This is a genomic window from Frankia sp. QA3 (assembly GCF_000262465.1).
In the GTDB taxonomy this organism is placed as follows: Bacteria; Actinomycetota; Actinomycetes; order Frankiales; family Frankiaceae; genus Frankia.
The window spans coordinates 2813735-2835043 of record NZ_CM001489.1 but is presented as its reverse complement, the minus strand read 5'-3'; the positions used below and the strand labels follow the sequence as shown (position 1 = coordinate 2835043).

The 21309-nt window shown below is 71.2% G+C and carries 17 protein-coding genes and 5 pseudogenes; 15 read left to right on the top strand and 7 right to left on the bottom strand.

Annotated features, from left to right (window positions below; all coding sequences use genetic code 11):
* Nucleotides 1–52 precede the first annotated feature (52 nt).
* Nucleotides 53–1264 (top strand): acetyl-CoA C-acetyltransferase, encoded by a 1212-nt coding sequence (locus FRAQA3DRAFT_RS11630; protein WP_009739228.1) that lies wholly within the window; start codon nt 53–55, stop codon nt 1262–1264.
* Between the two features lie 34 nt (nt 1265–1298).
* Here FRAQA3DRAFT_RS11630 and FRAQA3DRAFT_RS11625 read toward each other — a convergent pair whose 3' ends face one another.
* Nucleotides 1299–3032 (bottom strand): IclR family transcriptional regulator C-terminal domain-containing protein, encoded by a 1734-nt coding sequence (locus FRAQA3DRAFT_RS11625; RefSeq protein WP_009739227.1) that lies wholly within the window; start codon nt 3030–3032, stop codon nt 1299–1301.
* A gap of 347 nt (nt 3033–3379) precedes the next feature.
* On the opposite strand from FRAQA3DRAFT_RS11625, the gene pcaH reads away from it, so the two are divergent.
* The 8 genes from pcaH (at nt 3380) to FRAQA3DRAFT_RS11585 (ending at nt 11297) form a co-directional block, all read left to right on the top strand.
* Complete coding sequence (gene pcaH / locus FRAQA3DRAFT_RS11620) at nt 3380–4132, top strand: protocatechuate 3,4-dioxygenase subunit beta (protein ID WP_035922788.1); 753 nt, start codon at nt 3380–3382, stop codon at nt 4130–4132.
* Complete coding sequence (pcaG, locus tag FRAQA3DRAFT_RS11615) at nt 4129–4722, top strand: protocatechuate 3,4-dioxygenase subunit alpha (RefSeq protein ID WP_009739225.1); 594 nt, start codon at nt 4129–4131, stop codon at nt 4720–4722. The genes pcaH and pcaG overlap by 4 nt, the downstream gene beginning before the upstream one ends.
* 58 nt (nt 4723–4780) lie before the next feature.
* Entirely contained in the window at nt 4781–6286 is a 1506-nt protein-coding gene (gene pcaB / locus FRAQA3DRAFT_RS11610) for a 3-carboxy-cis,cis-muconate cycloisomerase (RefSeq protein WP_083873587.1), read from the top strand.
* Nucleotides 6279–7574, top strand: a complete 1296-nt coding sequence (gene pcaC, locus FRAQA3DRAFT_RS11605) for a 4-carboxymuconolactone decarboxylase (RefSeq protein ID WP_009739223.1) — start codon at nt 6279–6281, stop codon at nt 7572–7574. The genes pcaB and pcaC overlap by 8 nt, the downstream gene beginning before the upstream one ends.
* A gap of 25 nt (nt 7575–7599) precedes the next feature.
* Nucleotides 7600–8769, top strand: a complete 1170-nt coding sequence (locus tag FRAQA3DRAFT_RS11600; protein WP_009739222.1) for a 4-hydroxybenzoate 3-monooxygenase — start codon at nt 7600–7602, stop codon at nt 8767–8769.
* A gap of 64 nt (nt 8770–8833) precedes the next feature.
* Nucleotides 8834–9589: a CoA transferase subunit A gene (locus FRAQA3DRAFT_RS11595; protein ID WP_009739221.1), complete on the top strand. Its 756-nt coding sequence runs from the start codon at nt 8834–8836 to the stop codon at nt 9587–9589.
* Complete coding sequence (locus FRAQA3DRAFT_RS11590; RefSeq protein ID WP_009739220.1) at nt 9589–10338, top strand: CoA transferase subunit B; 750 nt, start codon at nt 9589–9591, stop codon at nt 10336–10338. Before FRAQA3DRAFT_RS11595 ends, FRAQA3DRAFT_RS11590 begins: the two co-directional genes overlap by 1 nt.
* Nucleotides 10335–11297, top strand: coding sequence for a PDR/VanB family oxidoreductase (locus tag FRAQA3DRAFT_RS11585; protein WP_009739219.1), 963 nt, complete (start codon nt 10335–10337; stop codon nt 11295–11297). Before FRAQA3DRAFT_RS11590 ends, FRAQA3DRAFT_RS11585 begins: the two co-directional genes overlap by 4 nt.
* A gap of 77 nt (nt 11298–11374) precedes the next feature.
* On the opposite strand, the gene FRAQA3DRAFT_RS11580 is transcribed toward FRAQA3DRAFT_RS11585, so the two are convergent.
* A complete protein-coding gene (locus tag FRAQA3DRAFT_RS11580) occupies nt 11375–12091 on the bottom strand; it encodes an IS6 family transposase (RefSeq protein WP_009739218.1) in 717 nt (238 codons plus the stop codon).
* Between the two features lie 228 nt (nt 12092–12319).
* On the opposite strand from FRAQA3DRAFT_RS11580, the gene FRAQA3DRAFT_RS11575 reads away from it, so the two are divergent.
* Both FRAQA3DRAFT_RS11575 and FRAQA3DRAFT_RS34980 read left to right on the top strand, forming a co-directional pair.
* Complete coding sequence (locus tag FRAQA3DRAFT_RS11575) at nt 12320–12610, top strand: hypothetical protein (protein WP_232292009.1); 291 nt, start codon at nt 12320–12322, stop codon at nt 12608–12610.
* A gap of 49 nt (nt 12611–12659) precedes the next feature.
* Nucleotides 12660–12758 (top strand): annotated as a pseudogene (locus FRAQA3DRAFT_RS34980) (DDE-type integrase/transposase/recombinase); the annotation flags it as partial.
* A 15-nt stretch (nt 12759–12773) separates the two neighbouring features.
* Here FRAQA3DRAFT_RS34980 and FRAQA3DRAFT_RS35985 read toward each other — a convergent pair.
* The gene (locus FRAQA3DRAFT_RS35985; protein ID WP_198287239.1) at nt 12774–13433 is read right to left on the bottom strand and encodes a hypothetical protein; all 660 of its coding nucleotides are present in this window, start codon (nt 13431–13433) and stop codon (nt 12774–12776) included.
* Between the two features lie 9 nt (nt 13434–13442).
* Nucleotides 13443–16736 (bottom strand): WD40 repeat domain-containing protein, encoded by a 3294-nt coding sequence (locus FRAQA3DRAFT_RS11565; RefSeq protein ID WP_232292008.1) that lies wholly within the window; start codon nt 16734–16736, stop codon nt 13443–13445.
* Between the two features lie 674 nt (nt 16737–17410).
* Here FRAQA3DRAFT_RS11565 and FRAQA3DRAFT_RS34970 point away from each other — a divergent pair.
* Nucleotides 17411–17731 (top strand): annotated as a pseudogene (locus tag FRAQA3DRAFT_RS34970) (hypothetical protein); the annotation flags it as partial.
* 237 nt (nt 17732–17968) lie between these two features.
* On the opposite strand, the pseudogene FRAQA3DRAFT_RS11555 reads toward FRAQA3DRAFT_RS34970, so the two are convergent.
* From FRAQA3DRAFT_RS11555 to FRAQA3DRAFT_RS11545, 3 genes and pseudogenes are all read right to left on the bottom strand, one after another.
* Nucleotides 17969–18478 (bottom strand): annotated as a pseudogene (locus FRAQA3DRAFT_RS11555) (IS6 family transposase); the annotation flags it as partial.
* Nucleotides 18475–18789 (bottom strand): DUF6461 domain-containing protein, encoded by a 315-nt coding sequence (locus FRAQA3DRAFT_RS37135; protein WP_009739214.1) that lies wholly within the window; start codon nt 18787–18789, stop codon nt 18475–18477. The gene FRAQA3DRAFT_RS37135 and the pseudogene FRAQA3DRAFT_RS11555, both read right to left, overlap by 4 nt.
* On the bottom strand, nt 18789–19409 hold the full coding sequence (locus tag FRAQA3DRAFT_RS11545) for a YdeI family protein (RefSeq protein WP_009739213.1): 621 nt from the start codon (nt 19407–19409) through the stop codon (nt 18789–18791). Before FRAQA3DRAFT_RS11545 ends, FRAQA3DRAFT_RS37135 begins: the two co-directional genes overlap by 1 nt.
* 135 nt (nt 19410–19544) lie before the next feature.
* On the opposite strand from FRAQA3DRAFT_RS11545, the pseudogene FRAQA3DRAFT_RS33050 reads away from it, so the two are divergent.
* The 3 genes and pseudogenes from FRAQA3DRAFT_RS33050 to FRAQA3DRAFT_RS37130 all read left to right on the top strand — a co-directional run.
* Nucleotides 19545–19760: pseudogene (locus FRAQA3DRAFT_RS33050) on the top strand (transposase); the annotation flags it as partial.
* Between the two features lie 471 nt (nt 19761–20231).
* Nucleotides 20232–20681 (top strand): hypothetical protein, encoded by a 450-nt coding sequence (locus tag FRAQA3DRAFT_RS11540; RefSeq protein ID WP_232292007.1) that lies wholly within the window; start codon nt 20232–20234, stop codon nt 20679–20681.
* A gap of 463 nt (nt 20682–21144) precedes the next feature.
* Nucleotides 21145–21309, top strand: a pseudogene (locus FRAQA3DRAFT_RS37130) (IS6 family transposase); the annotation flags it as partial.

Below are 21309 nucleotides of genomic sequence, written 5' to 3'. Positions count from 1 at the left end.
CGGCCGCGATCGGCCGTTCCCCGCAGACCGGATGTTTCAGGAGAACCTGACTATGCGCGACGCTGTTATCTGCGAGCCGATCCGCACCCCGGTCGGCGGCTTCGGTGGACTCCTGAGATCGCTGCAGGCGGTCGAGCTTGCCGCCGCGGTGGTGCGCGCGTTGTTGGAGCGCACCGGCCTCCCGCCCGCCGAGGTGGAAGATGTCATCTTCGGCTCGTCCTACCCGACGATGGACGCACCGGCTCTCGGTCGGGTCGTCGGCCTGGACGCGGGGTTGCCGGTGACGGCGGCCGGGCTGCAGCTCGACCGTCGCTGCGGCTCGGGGGTGCAGGCGGTGGTGACCGCGGCGATGCAGGTGCAGACGGGCGTGAGCGAGCTGGTGCTCGCCGGGGGCGCCGAGAGCATGAGCAATGCGCCCCTCTACTCGACCGACCTGCGCTGGGGCGTGCGCGGCGGGGCCGGGGCGCAGCTGCACGACGCGCTGACCCGGGGGCGGGTGACGGCGGGCGGGCAGCACTACCCGGTTCCCGGCGGCATGATCGAGACAGCCGAGAACCTGCGACGCGAATACGGCATCTCGCGCGCGGAGCAGGACGCCCTCGCGTTGCGTTCCCACCAGCGTGCGGTCGCGGCGCAGCGCGAGGGGCGTTTCGTTGACGAGACCGTGCCTGTGACGGTGCGCAACCGGCGGGGTGACGTCGTCGTCGACACCGACGAGCATCCCCGGGCGGACACCACCCTCGATGCTCTCGGTGCGCTGCGGCCGATCATGGGCCGGGACGATCCGGAGGCGACCGTCACGGCGGGTAACGCATCGGGCCAGAACGACGGGGCGTCGGTGTGCGTCGTGACCCATCCCGCGAACGCCGCGCGGCTCGGGTTGCGGCCACTCGCGCGGCTGGTGTCGTGGGCGGTGGCCGGAGTACCGCCGCGCACCATGGGCATCGGGCCGGTACCGGCGACGGCGAAGGCGCTGGACCGGGCGGGGCTGCAGCTCGCGGACGTCGACCTCGTCGAACTCAACGAGGCGTTCGCCGCGCAGGTCCTCGCCGTCACGCGCGAGTGGGGCTTCGTCGAGGCCGATTTCGACCGGGTCAACGTCAACGGCTCGGGGATCTCCCTGGGGCACCCGGTCGCCGCCACCGGCGGGCGCATCCTCGCGACCCTGCTGCGCGAGATGCACCGGCGTGACGCCCGCTACGGGCTGGAGACCATGTGCATCGGCGGCGGCCAGGGCATCGCCGCCGTCTTCGAACGCGTGTGAACGTGTGCGAGGGCGTGAACGTGGGCGGTCCGCGTCAGGTCAACGAGAACCGGTCGCTCGGCGGCGGCGTCCGGAACGCCGACACCGCGCTCAGGTTCCCGGCGATGGCCGTGGCGGTCGCCCGCAGTGGGACGAGCAGGTCCCGGCGGGCGGCCTCGGGGCTCATCCGACGGGCGTTCATGGAGACGTTGACGGCGGCGACCGGCCGGCCGGTGGTGTCGCGCACGGGCACGGCGATCGCCTGCAGGCCGTCCTCGAGCTCCTCGGTCACCAGCGAGAACCCGTCCCGCCCGGCCGCCGTGACGATCCGGCGCAGCCGCCGTGGATCGGTCTCGGTCCGGCGGGTCAGGGCAGCCGGTGCCACCCGCGACAGGTAGCCGGTCAGCTCGGCGTCGCCCAGGCCGGCGAGCAGTACCCGCCCGGTCGAGGTCGGGTAGGCCGGCAGGCGGCTGCCGGCGCCCACGTCCACCGTCATGATCCGTCGAACGGGGATGCGGGCCAGGTAGAGGATCTCGTCGCCGGACAGCACCGTGAGGGACACCGACTCCCCGACCGCGGCGGCGAGAGCTCGTAGCTCCGGCTCGGCCAGCTCCGCCAGCCCCATCCGCGTCAACGGGGCGTAGCCGAGCTCGAGAACCCGGGGGAGCAGCCGGAACCGCCCGTCCTGCGCCGCCGCGTAGCCCAGGCGCACCAGTGTGAGCAGCGATCTACGTACCGTCGCGCGGGGCAGGCCGGTGGCGGACGCCAGCTCGCTGAGGGCGGGCGTTCGGCGGACCGCGTCGAACGCCGTCAGGACGGCGAGCCCCCGACTGAGCGAGCGGACCTGGCCCGCCGAGGTCCGCGCCGCCCGCCCGGTGGTCCCGAGAGTCTGCTCGTCCTCCATCCGGGCCGCCGCCGCGAGGAAGGCGCCCTCCTCGACGACGCCGGCTGTCGATCGACCTTCGGCCTGGTCGCTCGGCGAGGCGAGAGCGGCGGCGGCGCGCGAGGAGGCTTCGCGCACGGCGCCGAGGACGTGGTCGGCGAGCGACGCGGCGGTGTGCCGGCTGGTGTGGCTCACCACGCTGAGTGCGGCGGGTTCGACGAACTGCCCCCTCTCAGCGGCGTCCGGCAGTGGCGTGAACCGTGTCGTGTCGACGGCGACCGCGACGAGGCCGGGCTCCACGAGCTGGTCGTCCAGCGCGAAACCGGCCGCCGCCGACCGCGCCACCCGCCCGGGGAACGTCTCGGCGGGACGGCCCGGGGCGAACCCGCTCCGCCAGGCATGCCAGCTCTGGTCGCTCCAGGCGGCGGCGAACAGCGCCCCGGGGGCGCACCGTTCGGCGGGCAGCAGGTCACCGACGCGGAACGCCGTGGCCGTTGTCCTGCGGCGGGGAACCTGCGTGACGAACCGGACACCCAGCCCGTCCGGCACGGCGACGGACACGGACTCGTCGAACCTGTCCGCGAGTTCCTGGACGACGGCCGCGAACGCGGCCGGCAGGTGGCAGGAGCTCAGGTAGGCGTTGCCGAGCGCCGCCGCGCCGGGCGCCAGCGCCACGTAGTGGCCGGCGGTACGGACGATCCCGCAGGCCGCGAGGGTGAGGACCGCCCGGTCGACCGTCGAGCGCGGCAGGCCGGTGACGCGGGCCAACCGGGCCGTCGGGACCGCCGCGCCGGGAGTCGGCGCCTCGTCGGCCGCCGCCGCGAGGGCGCGCACGACGTGCAGGCCCCGCACGAGGGGGCCGACGGCCGCCTCGTTGTTTCTTTCGCCGTTCGACGGTGTCGCCATGTTCCGTCCCCTGTCTGGCGCGAGGTTCGCCTTCCGGCGAGTGGAAAGTCGCGTTGACCTGCCTGACACCGCTGCGGACACTACGGCAGCAGCCTGGCGAACAGAAGTTCGCCAGACGAACACCATCACCATCACCATCACCAGCACCCGGCTGCCGCGGGTCGGATGTGCGAAGGAGGGACCGGATGGCTACTACCAGGAGCGATCTCGGCGCTCGCGCCGGCCGTCAGCCGTCGAGCGGGGCCTCGTCGGAGTCGGGCAAGGCTCGCGGCGCGGCGGTCGCCGCCGCGCCGGGCCGCCCCGAAGCCGGCCCGGCGGAGGTCCTCGGCGCGTCGGCGGTCGACCGAATGCCGACGCAGCGGGAGATCAGCGGTGCGATAGCGGAGTTCCACCGCGGCGCGGCACCACGCGGGCAGGGCGCCCTCGACCATCCCGAGCGCGACTTCCCGCCCTATCGCAGCAGCGTGCTGCGCCATCCTCGCCAGCCCCTGGTCAGGGTGCCCGCGACGGCGGTCGAGCTCGCGGGACCTGTGTTCGGCGAGCGCGACGTCAGCGACCTCGACGCCGACCTCACCCGCCAGCACCGGGGCGAGCCTCTCGGCGAGCGCATCGTGGTCACCGGGCGGGTACTCGACCGCGCCGGCCGGCCGGTGCGCGGCCAGCTCGTCGAGATCTGGCAGGCGAACGCCGCCGGGCGCTACGTCCATCGCCGCGACCGCCACCCGGCTCCGCTCGACCCGAACTTCACCGGGGCGGGCCGCTGCCTCACCGACGACGAGGGCCGGTACCGGTTCGTCACGATCAGGCCGGGTGCCTACCCGTGGCGCAACCACGAGAACGCCTGGCGTCCCGCCCACATCCACTTCTCGGTGTTCGGGCCGGCGTTCACGCAGCGGCTCGTGACACAGATGTACTTCCCGGGCGACCCGTTGTTCCCGCTCGACCCGATCTACAACGCGATCACGGACCAGAAGGTGCGCGAACGGCTGGTGTCGACCTACGACCACGACCTGACCAGTCCGGAGTGGGCGATGGGCTACCGGTGGGATGTCGTTCTCGACGGTCCCGAGGCCACCTGGCGGGAACGGCCCGGGCGATGACGACGCTGCCATCGCCCGGGCCCGTTCCGACCACGGAGCTGGTGCGGGCACCGTCCCCCGCCCAGACCGTCGGCCCGTTCTACGGCTACGCGCTCCCGTTCGCCCGGGGCGGCGACGTGGCACCCGTCGGGCACCCGGACCTCGTCACCGTGCACGGCGCGGTGCTCGACGGCGCCGGGCGGCCGGTGCCGGACGCGCTGCTCGAGTTCTGGCAGGCCGACCCGAGCGGCTCGGTCAGCGGCACGCCCGGCTCCCTCGCCCGCGACGGTCTGACCTTCACCGGGTTCGGCCGGGTGCCCACCGACGCGGCCGGCGGCTGGACCCTGCGGACCCTGCTACCCGCTGCCCTCGACGGCGCGACTCCCTACCTGGTGGTAGCGGTCTTCGCCCGCGGCCTGCTCCACCACCTGTTCACCCGCTGCTACCTGCCCAACCCGGCCGCGGCGGCCGCCCCCGCCGACCCGCTGCTCGACAGCCTCGCCCCGGACCGGCGCGACACGCTCGTCGCACGGTTGGAACGACCCGGTGTGTACCGGTTCGACGTGTACCTGCAGGGCGAGAAGGAGACGGTGTTCCTTGCCTACCAGTGAGGTGCCTACCAGTGAGGTCCCCGTCGGCGAGGGGGCCGGTGGAGCTGGGGTGGCTGGCATGGGCGTGGCCGACGTCGGGCTGCTCGCGCCGGTCCGGGCGGCCGGTGCCGCACAGCGGTCCACCAGCGACGGGGCGTGGCTGCGGGCGATGCTGGAAGCCGAGGTCGGGCTGGTGCGCGCGGCCGCGGCGACGGGCCAGGCCCCCTGGCACGCCGCGCGGATCGTCGCCGAGTGCGCCGCCGCGCTCGGGCGCGACTGCGACGTCCACGATCTGGCCGTTCGGGCTCGCGCGACAGGCAACCCGGTCGTACCCCTGGTCCGGGACCTGACGGCCGCGGTCCACATGAAGGACGCGCCGGCCGCGGAGTACGTCCACCGTGGGGTGACCAGTCAGGACGTGCTCGACACCGCGACGATGCTGGTCGTGGCCCGCACGCTGCCGGTGGTGCTCGCCGACCTCGACCGCTGCGCGCAGGCCGCGGCCGCGCTGGCCGCACGCCATCGCAGCACCCCGATGGCCGGGCGCACGCTCACGCAGCACGCCGTGCCGACCACCTTCGGTCTGAAGGCGGCGGGCTGGCGTTCGCTGGTACTCGATGCCCGCGAGAACCTCGCCGCGCTGCTCGACGGCGGGCTGCCGGTGCAGCTCGGCGGCGCGGCCGGCACGCTCGCGGCCGTCGACGCCTTCGCCTCCACCGCACCCATCGGGGTGACGGACGGCGAGCCGCGCCCCGCCGGGCTCGCGACGAGCCCGGGTACGGCGCTGGTCGCCGCCTTCGCCCGCGAACTCGGCCTGGCCGAGCCGATCCTGCCCTGGCACACGCTGCGCACGCCCGTGGCGAGACTCGGCACGGCGCTCGGTTTCGCGGCGGCCGCGCTCGGCAAGATCGCCGCGGACGTCCTGGTGCTGTCCCGCACCGAGATCGCCGAAGTGGCCGAGGCGGCGGGGGGCGGGTCATCGGCCATGCCACACAAGTCCAACCCGGTCGGCTCCGTCCTCGTCGCGGCGGCGGCCCGGCAGGTGCCGGTGCTGACCTCGGTGCTGCTGGGCGCGCTGAGCGCCGAGGACGAGCGGCCACCGGGAGCCTGGCACGCCGAGTGGCAGCCACTGCGGGAAGCGTTGCGTCTCACGGCGGGCGCGGCGGCCACCGCCGCGGATGTCGTGGAGGGTCTGCGGGTCGATGCGGCGCGGATGCGGCGCAACCTCGGCGCCACCACCGGGTTGGTCGGGTCAGAACAGGTGTCGGTGCTGCTCGCCGGCCTGCTGGACCGGCCGGCGGCGGCCCGGGTGGTCGGGGCAGCCGTGCGCCGAACCGCCAGCGGTCACACCGACCTGGCCGCGGCGCTGCTCGCCGACCCGGAGGTCCGCGGCTGCCTCGACGACGGGCGGCTCGACGGGGCGGACCTGGCCGCCGCGCTGGACCCGACGTCCTACCTCGGGTCGGCCGTCGACCTGGTCGACCGCGCCCTCGCCCGGCCCGCGCCCGCGCCCGTGCCCGCGCCACAACGGCACCCGGAGGGGACCGAGCGGCCCTCAGCCGAGCAGGAGAACGTCCATGTCTGACGGCGCCGCGACGCTGCTGCACCACGTCCACGACGGCCCGGTCGGGGCGCCGCTGCTGGTACTCGGCCCCTCGCTCGGGACCACGACCGCCCTGTGGGACGAACTGCTGCCCGCGCTGTCCCGCGCCCGCAGCGTGCTTCGCTTCGACCTGCCCGGCCACGGCGGCACCCCGTCAACCGTGCCGGCCGCGGACCCTTCGACGCTGACGGTCGCCGGCCTCGCCGAGGCGGTACTCGCCACGGTGGACGGGGTGCGGGGCATCGGGGCCCCGTTCGCCTACGCCGGGGTGTCGCTGGGCGGCGCGGTCGGAGCCCAGCTGGCCGCGTCACATCCCGCGCGGGTGACCGCGCTCGCCCTGGTCTGTTCGTCGGCCAGGTTCGGCGAGCCGGGAGACTGGCGGGAACGGGCTGACCTCGTGGCCCGTGAGGGCACGAGCGCGCTGGTGGAGATCGCCGAACGACGCTGGTTCTCGCCGCGCGGCTCGGCGCCCGCGCACCGCCGCGCCGCACTGCTCGACGGGTTGGCGGGCGTCGCCGCTGACGGCTACGCCGGATGCTGCCGCGCGCTGGCCGACTACGACCTCAGGGCCGAACTCGGTCGCGTCGCCGCACCGACGATCGTCATCGCGGGCAGGGATGACCCGGCGACCCCACCGGGGCACGCGCGCACGTTGGTCGACGGCATCGCGGGCGCGACGCTGCTCGAAGTCGCGGGGGCGGCTCACCTCGGACCGGTCGACCAGCCCGACGTCGTCGCGGCGGCGCTGCTCGGCCACCTCGACCGGGTCGACCCGGTGCCGGCCGGCCACGCCGCGGCCGGGGCGCCGCCCTGGGCGCGCGATGGCGCGAGAGCCCGGGACGACGACGAACGCCGTGCCGGCGGCATGTCGGTGCGGCGGGAGGTGCTGGGCGACGCGCACGTCGACCGTGCACTGGCCATGACGACCGAGGCCACGGCCGACTTCCAGGACTTCATCACCCGGTACGCCTGGGGGGAGATCTGGACCAGGCCGGGGCTGGACCGCCGAACCCGCAGCTGCGTCACACTCACCGCGCTCGTCGCCCACGGCCATCTCGAGGAGCTCGCGATGCACGTGCGGGCGGCCCTGCGCAACGGCCTGAGCCCGGCGGAGATCTGCGAGGTCCTGCTCCAGACCGCCGTGTACTGCGGGGTGCCGGCCGCCAACTCGGCGTTCGCCGTCGCGCGCACGATTCTCGCCGACCTACCGCCCGCCCCGACGGGGGCAGGTCCGGCCGGTCCGACGGCCCCGACCGCGCTGGGCACGTGACGACCGCCCGCTGAAAGGACTACCCATGCGTACTCGCGTCGGCATCGTCGGCGGTGGTCCGGCCGGCCTGCTGCTCTCCCACCTGTTGCACCTGGAAGGCATCGACTCCGTCGTCATCGAGGCCCGGACCCGCGAGTACTGCGAGCGCCGTCAGCGGGCCGGCATCCTCGAGCAGGCGAGCGCCGATGTGCTGCGCGCGGCCGGCGTCGGCGACCGGATGGACCGGGTCGGTCTCGTCCACGAGGGCGTGGAGCTGCGCTTCGAAGGTGAGCGCCACCGGGTGGATTTCGTCGAGCTCACCGGCCGGACGGTCACCGTGTATGCCCAGACCGAGGTGGTGAAGGACCTGATCGCACGACGCTGCGCCGACGGCGGCCAGGTGCTGTTCGAAGCAGAAGCCTACGCCGTCGAGGGCATCGACACGGACGCTCCGGTCGTGCGGTTCCGGCACGGCGACGCGGATGTCGAGCTGCGGTGCGAGGTGGTCGTCGGCGTGGACGGTTACCACGGCCTGTGCCGGCGCAGCCTGCCCGCCGGGGCGTCGCGCACGTGGGAGCGGACCTATCCGTTCGGCTGGCTCGGCGTGCTGGCCGAGGTGGCGCCGTCCTGTGACGAACTGATCTACGCCCGCCACGACAACGGCTTCGCGCTGCACAGCATGCGCTCGTCCACGGTCAGCCGGCTCTACCTGCAGGTGCCCCCGGCCACCGACGCGAACGCGTGGACCGACGACCAGATCTGGGACGAGCTCGACATCCGTTTCGCCCTCGACGACTGGAAGCTGGAACGAGGACCGATCATCGAAAAGAACGTCACGCCCATGCGCAGCTTCGTGACGGAGCCGATGCGCCACGGCCGGCTGTTCCTCGCCGGCGACGCCGCGCACATCGTCCCGCCGACAGGCGCGAAGGGCCTGAACCTCGCAGTGGCGGACGTGACGTTGCTGGCCGGGGCGCTGCGACGCTGGCTGCTGGACGGCGATCAGCGAGCCGCCGACGACTATTCGGCCACGGCACTGCGCCGCATCTGGCGGGCCCAGCAGTTCTCGAACTACATGACGACGATGCTGCACACGGACCCGACCAGCAATCCCTTCGACGGTCAGCTGGCGCTCTCGCAGCTGCGGTACGCCGCCACGTCACGGGCTGCGGCGACCACCCTCGCCGAGAACTACGTCGGGCTGTGGCACCCGTGACGGCGGGAAAAGCCGGCCGCATGGTCGTCGTGGGAGCCGAATTCAGTGCAGTCAGGAGCCTGTCGTGGACAAGGTGGTAGCCGACACCGACCAGGCGGTCGCCGACGTCGCGGACGGCGCGTCGCTCGCGGTCGGGGGGTTCGGCCTGTGCGGCGTCCCGACGGTGCTCGTGGCCGCGCTCGACCGGGCGGGTGTCGGCCGGCTGCACGTGGTGTCGAACAACTGCGGCACCGACGGCGCCGGCCTCGGCATCCTGCTGGCGAAGGGCCGCATCCGACGAGTGACCGGCTCCTATGTCGGTGAGAACAAGGAGTTCGCCCGGCAGTACCTCGCCGGGGAACTCGAACTGGAGCTGACCCCGCAGGGCACCCTCGCCGAGCGGCTGCGGGCGGGCGGCTGCGGCATTCCCGCCTTCTACACCCCGGCCGGGGTGGGTACCCAGATCGCCGAGGGCGGCGTACCGCGCCGGTACCGGACCGACGGCACGGTGGAGATCTTCTCGCCGCCGAAGGAGGTGCGGGAGTTCGGCGGCAGGCATTACGTCCTTGAAGAGGGCATCGTCACCGACGTCGCCCTCGTCCGGGCGGCGAAGGGCGACCGGCACGGCAACCTGGTGTTCCACAAGGCCGCCCGCAACTTCAATCCGCTGGTGGCGATGGCCGGCCGGCTGACGGTGGCCGAGGTCGAGGAGCTCGTCGAGCCCGACGAGCTCGACCCGGACGACGTGCACCTGCCCGGCATCTTCGTCCAGAGGGTGGTCGCGCTCAGCGCCGACGAAGCCGGCGACAAGGGGATCGAGAAGAGGACGGTGCGCGCCTGATGGCCTGGACACGCGACGAGATCGCGGCCCGCGCCGCCGCGGAACTGACCAACGGCCAGTACGTCAACCTCGGTATCGGTCTGCCGACGCTCGTGCCGAACCATCTGCCGGCCGGGGTGAGCGTCGTGATGCAGTCGGAGAACGGGCTGCTCGGCGTGGGCCCCTACCCGACCGAGGACGAGGTCGACCCGGATCTCATCAACGCCGGCAAGGAGACGGTGACACTGCTCCCCGGGGCCGCCTCGTTCGACTCCTCGCTGTCGTTCGGGATGATCCGCGGGGGGCACGTCGACGTCGCGATCCTGGGCGGGATGCAGGTGTCCGAACGTGGCGACCTCGCCAACTGGATGATCCCCGGCAAGATGGTCAAGGGGATGGGCGGCGCCATGGACCTCGTGCACGGCGCCCGGACAGTCATCGTGCTCATGGAACACGTCGCCAAGGACGGCTCGCCCAAGATTCTCCCGTCGTGCACGCTGCCGTTGACGGGAGCCCGGTGCGTGCAGCGGATCATCACCGACCTGGTTGTCCTCGATGTCACCGCGGAAGGTCTCACCCTGGTCGAGCTCGCCCCGGATGTCACCGTCGACGAGGTTCGGGCGGCGACGGCTGTCGAGCTACGCGTCCCCTGGACGGCAGAGGAGTTGACCGTGTCGACCGTTTCCCACAGCCGTTCGTACGTGGCTGTCTCCGGAGGCGAGCTCGGGCAGGAGCAGGGCGTGGCGCCGGTTTCCGGAGCAGACCGATGAAGAGTACTCACGCCGAGGTCGAACTCGATCTAGGCGTGGCCGAGCGGCACCAGGCGGCCGACGGTGTGATCACGCTCGTGTTGTGCGACCCTTCCGGGGCGGACCTGCCGGGCTGGGCGCCTGGGGCGCACATAGATCTCGTTCTCGACCACGATCTGACCCGGCAGTACTCGCTGTGCGGCGACCCCGCCGACCGGACCACCTGGCGCGTCGGCGTCCTGCGCGAACCTGATGGCCGCGGCGGCTCGGCGTTCGTCCACGACAAACTCGTCACCGGGTCCACGGTCCGGGTACGCGGCCCGCGCAACCACTTCGCTCTCGAACCCGCCCTGCGCTACCTGTTCGTGGCCGGCGGCATCGGAATCACCCCGATCCTGCCCATGCTCGCCGTGGCCGCCGCGTCGGGAGCGGACTGGCGGCTGGTCTACGGCGGCCGCACCGCCGCGTCGATGGCGTTCGTCGACGAGCTGCGGCAGGCCCACGGCGACCGGGTGGAGGTGCGCCCGCAGGATGAGTACGGCCTGCTGGATCTCGACGCGTTGCTCGGCGAACCCGCGGACGACACGCTCATCTACTGCTGCGGTCCGGGTCCGCTGCTCGACGCCGTCGAACAGCGTTGCAGGTCATGGCCGGCGGGAGCGTTGCGCATCGAACGGTTCACCCCCAGGGAGCAGGGTGAGCCCCTGCTTGCCGGCTCGTTCCAGGTCGAGCTCGTCGTCGCGGGCCGCACCCTCACCGTCCCGCCGGACCGCTCGATCCTCGAGGTTGTCGAGGAAGCGGGCGTCCAGGTCCTGTCCTCCTGCCAGGAAGGCACCTGCGGCACCTGCGAGACCGGGGTCGTTGCCGGCGAGGTGGACCATCGCGACTCGCTGCTCACCGATGAGGAGAAGGCCGCCAACGACACCATGTTCATCTGCGTGTCACGGGCTGCCAGCCCCAGGCTCGTCCTCGACCTCTGACGCCGTCCTACAAACCGGCTTCAGCTTCACGGCGGGCCCAGGTGGGCAAGACATGGCTGCGTCCGCCGAACGGCTGATCAGAGTGCCCGGGCGAGCTCGGTGAAGGCAGCCGGCACCCGCAGCCGTGAGTCGACCTCCATGCCGAGTTCGTCATGGCCGCGGCGGATGTTCTGAACCAGCGCATTCCCTGCGCTGATCGTCTGGGCGGAGCGCAGCCGTTTCAGCCCGCGCATCGGCCGGAGCCGGGCTTTGAGCCGGCTGTGGTCGGATTCGATCCGGTTGTTCGCCCGGGCGACGTCCACATGGTGGGCGGCGGGAAGCTGTTCGTCGAGGACCCGCGGATAGACCGGTGCCCGGTCGGTCGTCACCTCGACCGGCTTCCGGCTGTGGGACAGCGCCCGGGTGAAGAACCGTCGGGCCGCGGCCAGATCCCGGTGCTCGGCGGCCAGCATGTCGATGACCTGCCCGAACTGGTCCACTGCCCGGTACAAGTAGGTCCACCGGCCGGCGACCTTGACGTAGGTCTCATCGACGAACCATCTGTCCCCGGTGCTGTGTCGGCAGGGCCGGGCGGCGTCGACGAGCAGTGGAGTGAACCGCTGGACCCACCGGGAGATCGTGACATGATCGGCGGTGATGCCGTGTTCCGTGAGCAGCTCCTCGACGTCGCGGTAGGACAGGCCGTACCGCAGGTACCACCGGACTGCCAGAACGATTACTTCCGGTGAGAACCGGAACCCGGCGAACTCCGAAACCGGGACGGCTGGTCGGACGTGCTGGCGATGGCGGCGCATCGCCTGATCATGCCGGCCGCCGGGGTGGACCGCAGCCCGTGCAACAGACCCCCGCCCGGACCGCTGAGATCAGGTGGCCGGTGCCTCTCTGACCTTGGGGTCCTGTTCCCTCATCTCGCGAACGTGGTCCTGGAACGGGTCGAGCGTGCCGGCGACCGGGTGCGGCTCCTCGTCCGCTCCCGCGCCGTCCGGGGGGCCTGCCCTGGTTGCGCGACGGTGTCGGGCCGGGTGCACGACCGGTACCGCCGCCGGCTTGTGGACACCGCGCTCGTCGGGGCGAGGGTCGTGGTCGACCTGCTGGTCCGGCGGTTCCGGTGCTCGTCGGCGGACTGCGAGGCGGTGACGTTTGCGGAGCAGGTCGACGGGCTGACCAGCCCGCATGCCCGGTACACGCCGCTGGCGGGGCAGGCTGTCGAGGCGATCGGGCTGGCGCTCGCCGGACGCGCCGGGGCGCGGCTGGACGCAAGGCTCGGCCTGGACGTCGGTCGTGACACGTTGTTGCGCGGGGTGCGGGCCTGACTTGGGCCATCTAAACCGGGGATACAACCAGGCGCCTCGTGGCGCAGGATGGACCTACCTGTATCGGGCCGTCGACCAGTTCGGCCAGGTCATCGACATGCTGGCCTCCGAGAAGCGGGATCTCGCCGCGGCCCGCCGGTTCTTTAAGCCGCGGTCCCGATACTCATGCCAACGATCGTCGCTGGCGCCACAAGGCTCGATCCCGGGCTTCACGCCAAGATCGACGAGGACATTGGGAGGAAATATGCAATACGGCGAGGTCTGGTGGGCGGATTTCGACGAGCGTCGACTTGTCGTACTGCTGTCGGGAGAACCGACGTACGGGTTCCGTGCGATGCAGGTCGTCGAGCCTGCGGGCACCGACCTGGGCGACATGGCCGTCGAGGTGGCCGTGGGCGCGCCTGACGGACTGCCACGTGAAGGCGTCCTGCGGATCGCACTCCCACGTCCAGGTCTGATCCCCTGCACCTGGCTGGTCACGCTGACCCGAGAGGACCTGATCGAGCGAGCGGGAGTCCTGCCGTCCGCGAAGCTCGGCGAGATCGAGGAACTCCTCCGTCTCGGTGGACTCATCTAAGTACATCCGATCCTCGAAGGGCGGCGCGTCCGTGAGCTCGGGCAATGCCACCGTCGAGCTGCCGAACTCCTGCACCGCAGGATGGGCACAGGCCTCGCGGATCGCGGGAATAGTCTTCGCTCCCAGACGGCGGAGTTCCCGCAACCCCTCGTCCGGAACCGCGGCGACCTCTTCCACCGTGGTGAACGGAGACTTCTCGAACGCGGTGATCGTGGCCAGCGGCAGGAGCGGGAAAAGCGCGAACACCGGTAAGGGTCAGCACGGTGCGGTGTACTCGCGGTTGTTGACGAAGGTGCGCCAGTCTGTCTTGGTCATCGGCTGGGAGACTCCGTTGCAGGCGCGGCCGACGAGTGTTTCGGGGTCGACGTCCCATTGTTTCGCGAGGTAGTCGGAGCCGAGAGTCACGAGTGTTCTGCTGTCGTCGGTGAACGCCGCGAGGCGGGTCCCGTTGTCGTGGCCGGGGAGGCTGGTGAGCGGCTTCGGCTGGCTGGGGCGGCTGGTGTCCCAGATTGCGATGTCGTCGTCGTTGCCGGCTGCCGTCAGCAGGCGGCCGTCCGGGCTGAAGTCAACCGTGCTCACCGCCGCCTCCTTGCTTCCGACGGGGAGGGGTGTGCCCTGTTGCTGTGGCGTTGGGCCGGTGATGTCCCAGGTCGTGACGGTGCCGTGGCCGCCGACGGCGAGTGTGTGTCCGTCGGGGCTGAGCGCGACACCTCCGGAGAGGTTCCCAGTGGTTGCGTCCGAGATGTCGGTGACCGTGGTCAGCAGCCCGCCGGTGCTGACGTCCGGGACGTCGTAGACGCCCACACCGCTATCACCGCCAGTCACCAATGTTCCGTTGTCGGCGCTGAAGGTGATTCCCTGGACCGAGCCGTGGGTGGATGTCGCCTCGGCGATGCGCTTCGGGGGATGGGTGCCGTCGAGTCGGAAGAGTTTGATCGTCCCCTCCTGGTCTCCGGACGCGAGCAGTCTGCCGTCGCTGGTGAAGGCGAGGCCCTGCACGATCCCGCCGTGCTCGGCGAGGTCGGCCACAGGTGATGTGGCGGCGCGTGTCGAGAGGGCAGCGCGCAGGTCCCACACCCTGACGACCCCGTCGTCGTATCCGGCGGCGAGCAGGGCGCCGTCCGGGCTGATCGCGATCGAGTAGACCGTCGCTTCGCGGCCGGGGAACGTGACGGTCGGCTCGCTCGATCCGGCGCGGAGATCCCAGATCTCGATCGCGCCGTCCACGCCGTCGACAGCGAGCGATACAGCGACGGTCGTTCCCGCGCCGTCCACCGCCACGTGGTCCCCGAGGATGTCCGGCACCGTGAGTCTGGGCTGAGGCATCCCGGGAGACGCAACGGTCGACAGCCGCACAGCACCGTCCTTGGTCCCGACCGCGAGGGTCTGACCGGCCCGGTCGAAGGTCAGGGAGGTCGGCGAGTCGTTGAGCCGCTCGATCAGGGCGCCTTGGGACGGGCTGCTCTCGTCGGTGACGTCCCATACGTTGACGGTCCCGCCGTTGTCCCCGAAGCCAGCGGCCAGGTGGAGGCCGTCGGCGCTGTAGGCGATGGCGTCAACGGCGGGCGCGCCGTCGCCGAGTTCCGCGGTCGGCTTCGTGGGCAGATTCGCGGGGGCGTTCTGCGATGCCAGCGTGGGATCGGTCCCGGTGACGTCCCACAGGCGCACCACGCCGTCGCCTCCAGCCACGGCGAGGGTCGCGCCGTCGTCCGGGCGGAACAGCAGTCGCGTGACGGGTTGCCGCTGCGGCGGGAGGTGGCTGGTTTCCAGCGTGTCCGGTGGCGTCGTCTGTCCCGCAGTGCCTTCGACTGCTTCGGCACTCATGGCGCCGGCATAGTTGGTCCGCCGCATCAGTGGTTCCGCCGGCCGCCCCAGAGCGAAGACAGCGAAGGTTCCCCCGGACGTTCCAACGGCCAGCCGACCGCTGTCGGGGGTGAACGCCAGCGCGGACACGCCGGGATCGTCGATGCCGCTGACGACGCCGGGGATTTGGAGCGGCAGGGCCTCGGGGCCGGGGCCTGTGCTGTTCTGGGCAGAGGCGCTCCCGGCCGGCGGCCGGGTGTTCCAGACCTCCACCGACCCTTCGGGGCCGGGGACCGCGAGCAGGGTGCCGTCGGAGTTGAACGCCATTGCTGGCGAGGCGGAGTCGTTCCCGGGCAGGGACGCTTGTGCTGTGAGCTCCACCGGGTTGTTCCCGGGTGGTCCGGAGGTGGCACTCTCGACGTTCCAGATGAGGACGCTGCCGTCGACTGCCATGGTCGCGAGCCGTCGACCATCCGGGCTGAAGACCGCCGCGGTGATCCGATCGTGGCCCGGCAGCACGGCCAGTGGTTCGGCCTTGCGGCTGACCCGGGTGACATCCCACAGCTGGGCCTTCGTGGACAGCGCGGTGACGGCGACGAACCGCTCACCGACGCGGCCCACCGCCAGGACCTGATCGTCCAAGTCGACCTCGGTCGGCAGATCGGCGACCGCGAACAGTGCTCGCCATGCCTCCATGGTCGGCGCGGTGCGCCATGCCAGCACAGCCAGTTGACGTGCCAGGTTCGGGTCGCTGTCCCGCGTGCTCTCCGCGTCGGCTGCCAACTGGCGGGAGTCAGCCAGGTTCCGCTCGTCAGTCGCGGAAGCCTGCCGGTCATGCACCGAATAGATCGCGGTACCCGCCCCCATTATCAGAACGGCAGCCAGGGCGGCCCCCCATAGCCACCTCGTCCTGCCAGGCCGGGTCGCCGACGCCAGGCTTCCCCTCAGCCGTGGCGCGCGGGCCGGCGGTTGCAGCGTGAGCCGGCCCCGCAGGTCGTGGCCCTCACTCGGATGGCTGGATGGCCGGGCGAGGCCGGACTGGTTCCCAGAGTTCTCAGGTGGGCTGCTGTGCTCGACGAGACCGATGCCGCGATCGCGCATCGCGGTTCGCCAACCTTCGAGGTTATGGCCACCGCGGCGGCGGGCCGCATGCCCCGCAGCATCAAGCAGCGCCGACCACGCGTTGCCTGCCGCCAGGGCGTCTCCGCCCGCGACGAGCCCGCGTAGCTGATGCAAGGCGTTCTGCGCGTCGGCCCGGTCCGTCTCCTCGACGTCGAGATGCCAGATGACCGCGCACTGAAGCACGATGTCTCGTGCCGCAGGGTCGAGCGGCGACAACAGTTCCTCGACGCGGCGGAGTTGGTCCGCTTCCTGCGGGCTCGGGGTTCCTGGGACCGACAACCGCCCCGCGTCGAGAGCCCGGCGCAGCGACTTCATCGAGTCCGACAGCTCACCCGCTGCGATCACCAACCGATGGCGGGCCGGGTCCAGTTGCCCCTCGCCCGCGCGCACCCACTGCGCGACCGCCTTCGCGAGGACGGGGCCTCTCCGCAAGGTCCTCTTCGCTTGGATGTACGCCGTCCAACCGGTCGCGAGTTCGACCCGCAGATCGTCGACCGCCTCCTCGGTCTCCAGGACCACCGCGGCTACCCGCGCGTCGACCTCGGAGATGCCCAGACCACGCAGCGGAGTGTCGGAGAGCCCAGCCACGACCGCATAGGCAGCGACGGCGCGCCTGAATTCCACCCCGCCGTCGCCGGACGACCCCGCGATACTTCCTCTGCCCGCACGGGCACTTGACGGCACGGGCTCATCCTATGAGCCGTGAGGCCACGTGATCGACGGGAGTACGCGGTCTCCGCGCCTGTCAGCACCCGGTTCTGGCGGACGCAGGTTCGGCCGAGCTGCCGACGCGCACCGGATGCCGGCTACGGAAAGCCCGAAGCGCCTCGATCGCAGCGGCATACCCATGCTTACTGTAGCTGACACGTGGGTGTTTCGTGGCAGCGCCGAAAGATGGGCTCCATCATCGTTGCGTCGCAAGCCAGCATCGGCGTTTAGCCGCCGAAGGCCGGTGTTGCGATAGGCTCCGACCTGTGACGCTCCGAAAATAAAGACCGGCCATTTTTCGGCGACCGCCGAATGCTGCATCTGGTTGAAATAAATGTAGGTTCTCATCTCTTCTGTCCCGCGACGACTCGACGAGCAGGCCGTTCGCGAGCCTTCTCGGCTATCTGTCCATCCTTCTTTTCGCCGATCTGTCGTTTTTCTACGGCCAGAATGTGAGCCTGGCGAGGGTACTCCACGGCCTGCGATCGTTGGCGCGACGGCCCGGAGGCTGCGGCCAGCTTGGATCTCGACCGACTGGCGGGCTCCGCTCACGGGGTGGATGTTCCCTCTCGTGTTCCCTCGGTATCGTTGAGGTAGCCGATGAGAGTATCGAACGCGACGTCGACGCCCTCGCCGGGAAGGTCCCCGCCCGGGCCTGGCAGACATGTTCCTGCGCGGATGGTTCGCAAGGACCCCGGCTGTACGACTGGGCGCTGGTCGACACGATCGACCGCGCCGGCCTGGACAACCGGCCCCAGCAGATCCTGATCCGCCAGGCCGCCGTCCCACCGGCCGTGATCACCTGGTGGTCGGACTGGCGTCGCGGCCACCAGGCACGCGCCCGCTATCACCACTTCCAGACCCGGATCCGGGCCGCCCAGCGGATCGTCAGGCCGGCCGCGGCCACATAAAGATCACTGTGACTGCAGTACTAGGGTCCGCCCGTCGGAGGAGAATGCCATCGACGAAACCGCTCCGTTCGGGCCAGTGAGGGGTTGGCCGAGCCGATGTGCTGCGGCCCGATCGGTGGTGTCCCCCAGCACAACCGTGCGGTTGGCGCTGGTGGCGGCCAGAGTCAGTCCGTCCGGGGAGAATGACACCGGGGTTGATGCTGTGGCGTTGGCAGGGTCGATGAGGGGCTGGCCGGTGTTCGCCCGGGCGGCGTCGGCGTGGCAGGCCTCAGGGAGCAGCTCGTCGAGGAGCCTCGGGTAGACCGGTGTCTTGTCGGTGGTGACCTCGACCGGCCGGCGGCCAGGGGACAGCGCCCGGGCGAAGAAGCGGCGTGCCGCGGCCTGGTCACGGCGGGTGCCGGCCACAACGTCGATGACCTGGCCGTGCTGGTCGACGGCCCGGTACAGGTAGGTCCACCGGCCGGCGACCTTCACAGAGGTCTCGTCGACGAACCACCTGTCCCCAGGGCGGTGCCGACACGGCCGGGCCGCGTCGGCCAAGAGCGGAGTGAAGCGCTGCACCCACCGGTAGACCGTGACGTGATCAACCTTGAGGCCGCGTTCGGCGAGCAGCTCTTCGACATCCCGGTACGACAGGGCGAACCGCAGGTACCAGCGGACTGCCAGCACGATCACCTCGGGCGGGAACCGGAACCCGGCGAACTCCGACGTCGGAGCCGGTGGACGGACACGACGTCGACGCGTCATTCGATCACGGCTGATCGGCAGCTTCGTGATGGCGGACTTCGCCGCTGCAACAGTGCCCATCCGCCCAGCTCGACGGCACCGGCGATCTGCGGGTAGCCGGCGAGGTACGAGTTCTGCCGCTCGAAGATCTCCTCGGGGCCCAGCTCGGCGAAGGTGTCCGGGTAGCCGCCCATCCGGCGGAGTGCCTCAGCGGCATCGACTCCACGGACGAAGGTGAGGCAGAAGATCTCGCCGAGCGTCTCGCAGAGCCATCTGGCCTCCGTCAGCTTCGGATCATTCCCGAACTGTACAGATCTTGAGCTGCCGGCCATCACCGCGGTGAGACAGGCCCACCGCTTTCCAGCATCGCGAGCAGGGCTGTCAGCCGGGTGGCGCGGGTCGCCGGGTTCGATGCCGTCAGCAGGCGGTGCAGGATGGAGTAGCGATCGGCGCCGTTCAGCGCGGCGAACGCCGAGCCGGCCGTTGGGGACGCCGCCAGCGCGGCCGCCAGGTCGTCGGGGACCTGGGCCTTCGCCGCCCCCGGGTAGGCCCGGTCCCAGCGCCCGTCCGCCTTCGCGCGCTCGATCTCGGCCTGCCCCCGGGGCCGCATCCGACCCTCCTCGATCAGTCGCGCCACCAGGACGGTGTTTCGCTCCGACCACAGTGAGGCCTTACGGCGCGGGGTGAAGTGCTGCTGGAAGGTGGCGGCGTCCAGGCTCTTCTTCTGCCCGTCGATCCAGCCGCTGCACAGCGCCTCCTCGAGCGCGAGGTCGTAGCGCAACGACGTCGGCGAGGTGGTGCCCTTCTTGGCCAGGACCAGCCAGACGCCGTCGGAGACGTCCTCGTTCACGTCGAGCCAGGCCCGCCACGCGACGCCGTCGGCAACGATCAGCAGCTCCGGCGCGGCGGCGGTCCGCGCCCTGGTCCCGGCCGCCTCGTCACCCACACCCATGGTGGCGAGCGTACAAAACCCGGATGTCGGCCGAACCGGGCGCCGTTTCAGGGCAGGACCTGGGTTACGCCCGAGCCGCTGGACATCGTCAATCCGTCACCGACCAGTCGGAACTGACCGCCGTTCGGGCCGGCCAGACTCGCCGCCCGCGGGATCACCCCGATCATCGCCCGCCGCGGGAAACCCCACGGCACCGGTCTGGGTCGCCAACGCTGGCCGGTCGAGCCGACCTTCGCCTGGCTGCACCAGTTCCGCCGGCTACGCACCCGGTGGGAACGCCGCGTCGACATCCATCAAGCGTTCCTCGGTCTCGCCTGCTCGATCATCTGCTTACGCAAACTCAGAGGATAATTCCGAAACGAGCTGTTAGTCGCCGAATGCGTGCACCGACTCTGCGTGCGTAAATCCCGGCGCAGGTGATCTGGCGTGGGGCGGCCGCAGAAGGCTGGCAGCGGTGGCGGGCCACCCGGCGCTCGCGCATGCTGGGCCGACAACGAATGGGGGTGGGCCCATGCCGAAATCCATCACCACTCACCATCCATCCGACTTCCGGCCAGCGACCTGACACCGACTTCCTCCGACCCGACCGGCCTCGTCGCCAGCGGATTTCTCGCGGCAATCAGGATCAGTCGGGCGGCCCGAAACCCGATCAGCCCGTCCGCACGCCAGAGCAGTGTTCCCTAATCGGGAAAAAGGAATGGGTGGTGCATCATGAGGATGGCGCAGAGGATTTCTGGTGCGATAGTCGCACTGGTCCTGGGTCTGTTGGTCGTGGCGGTTCCGGCGCGAGCCGGAGGGCCAACGGTAACTCCGGTTACACCGGTGTCTCCGGCCGCACCCGTCACACCGGTCACGCCGGTCACGCCGGTCCTGACGCGCATCAGCGCGGCACACGCGGCGAGTGCCCGCGCGGACCTCGTCCGGTTCCACTTCCAGCCGGCCGCCCCCTCCGAGGTCACCGCCCGGTACGTGCCGGCCTCGGAACTGATTCAGGACGGCTCCGGTCTTCCTGTCGCCGTGCGGGGCCGGTCCTTCGTCAAGGTGGTCTTCCGCAATGCGGCTGCCCATGACGAGGAGGGCAGGGCTACGGCTCCGCGCAACCTGTTCCCGGTCCGCGCGACCACCAATGTCGTCCAGGCGCGGTCGGGTGGCGACTTCGAGGGCGTGGTCACATACTTCATCGGCCTGCGCCAGCGTGCGCCCGGACCGCAGGTACAGCCGACGGTGCAGTACATCGGGACCAGCGTGATCGTGGCGATCCCGACCCGATAACCCGGAAGGACAAGGGGTGCAACGGGCCCGCCGCCGTGCCCGGTGGCCTGCCCGGACGCGAACGGGGGGAGTGTTCACGATGAACCTCGGACACTCCCCCCGTTCGGACGTCAACACCCCCTGCTCACCCACAGGCCACCCGGGTCCGCTCCAGACAAGGCTCGAGGCGGCCTGCCACTGCTTCTTGTCCATCCCGGTGCCCCGCTCGGTGCGCCGCTCGGCGATCTCCCGGCGCACCACCCCGATCACGTACGCATCGACCGCAGCGATCACCGGCACGACGGTGTCCACGTCGACGCCGCCGAATGCGGCTACCACAGCCTGCATCCTGGCCAACGCGTGCGGCCCGAGCTGCGGCCCGCAGCCTCGATCATGTCGACGAGGTACAGCTCGTCACGCCGCATACGGCACTGTTGCAGCGGCGAAGTCCGCCATCACGAAGCTGCCGATCAGCCGTGATCGAATGACGCGTCGACGTCGTGTCCGTCCACCGGCTCCGACGTCGGAGTTCGCCGGGTTCCGGTTCCCGCCCGAGGTGATCGTGCTGGCAGTCCGCTGGTACCTGCGGTTCGCCCTGTCGTACCGGGATGTCGAAGAGCTGCTCGCCGAACGCGGCCTCAAGGTTGAT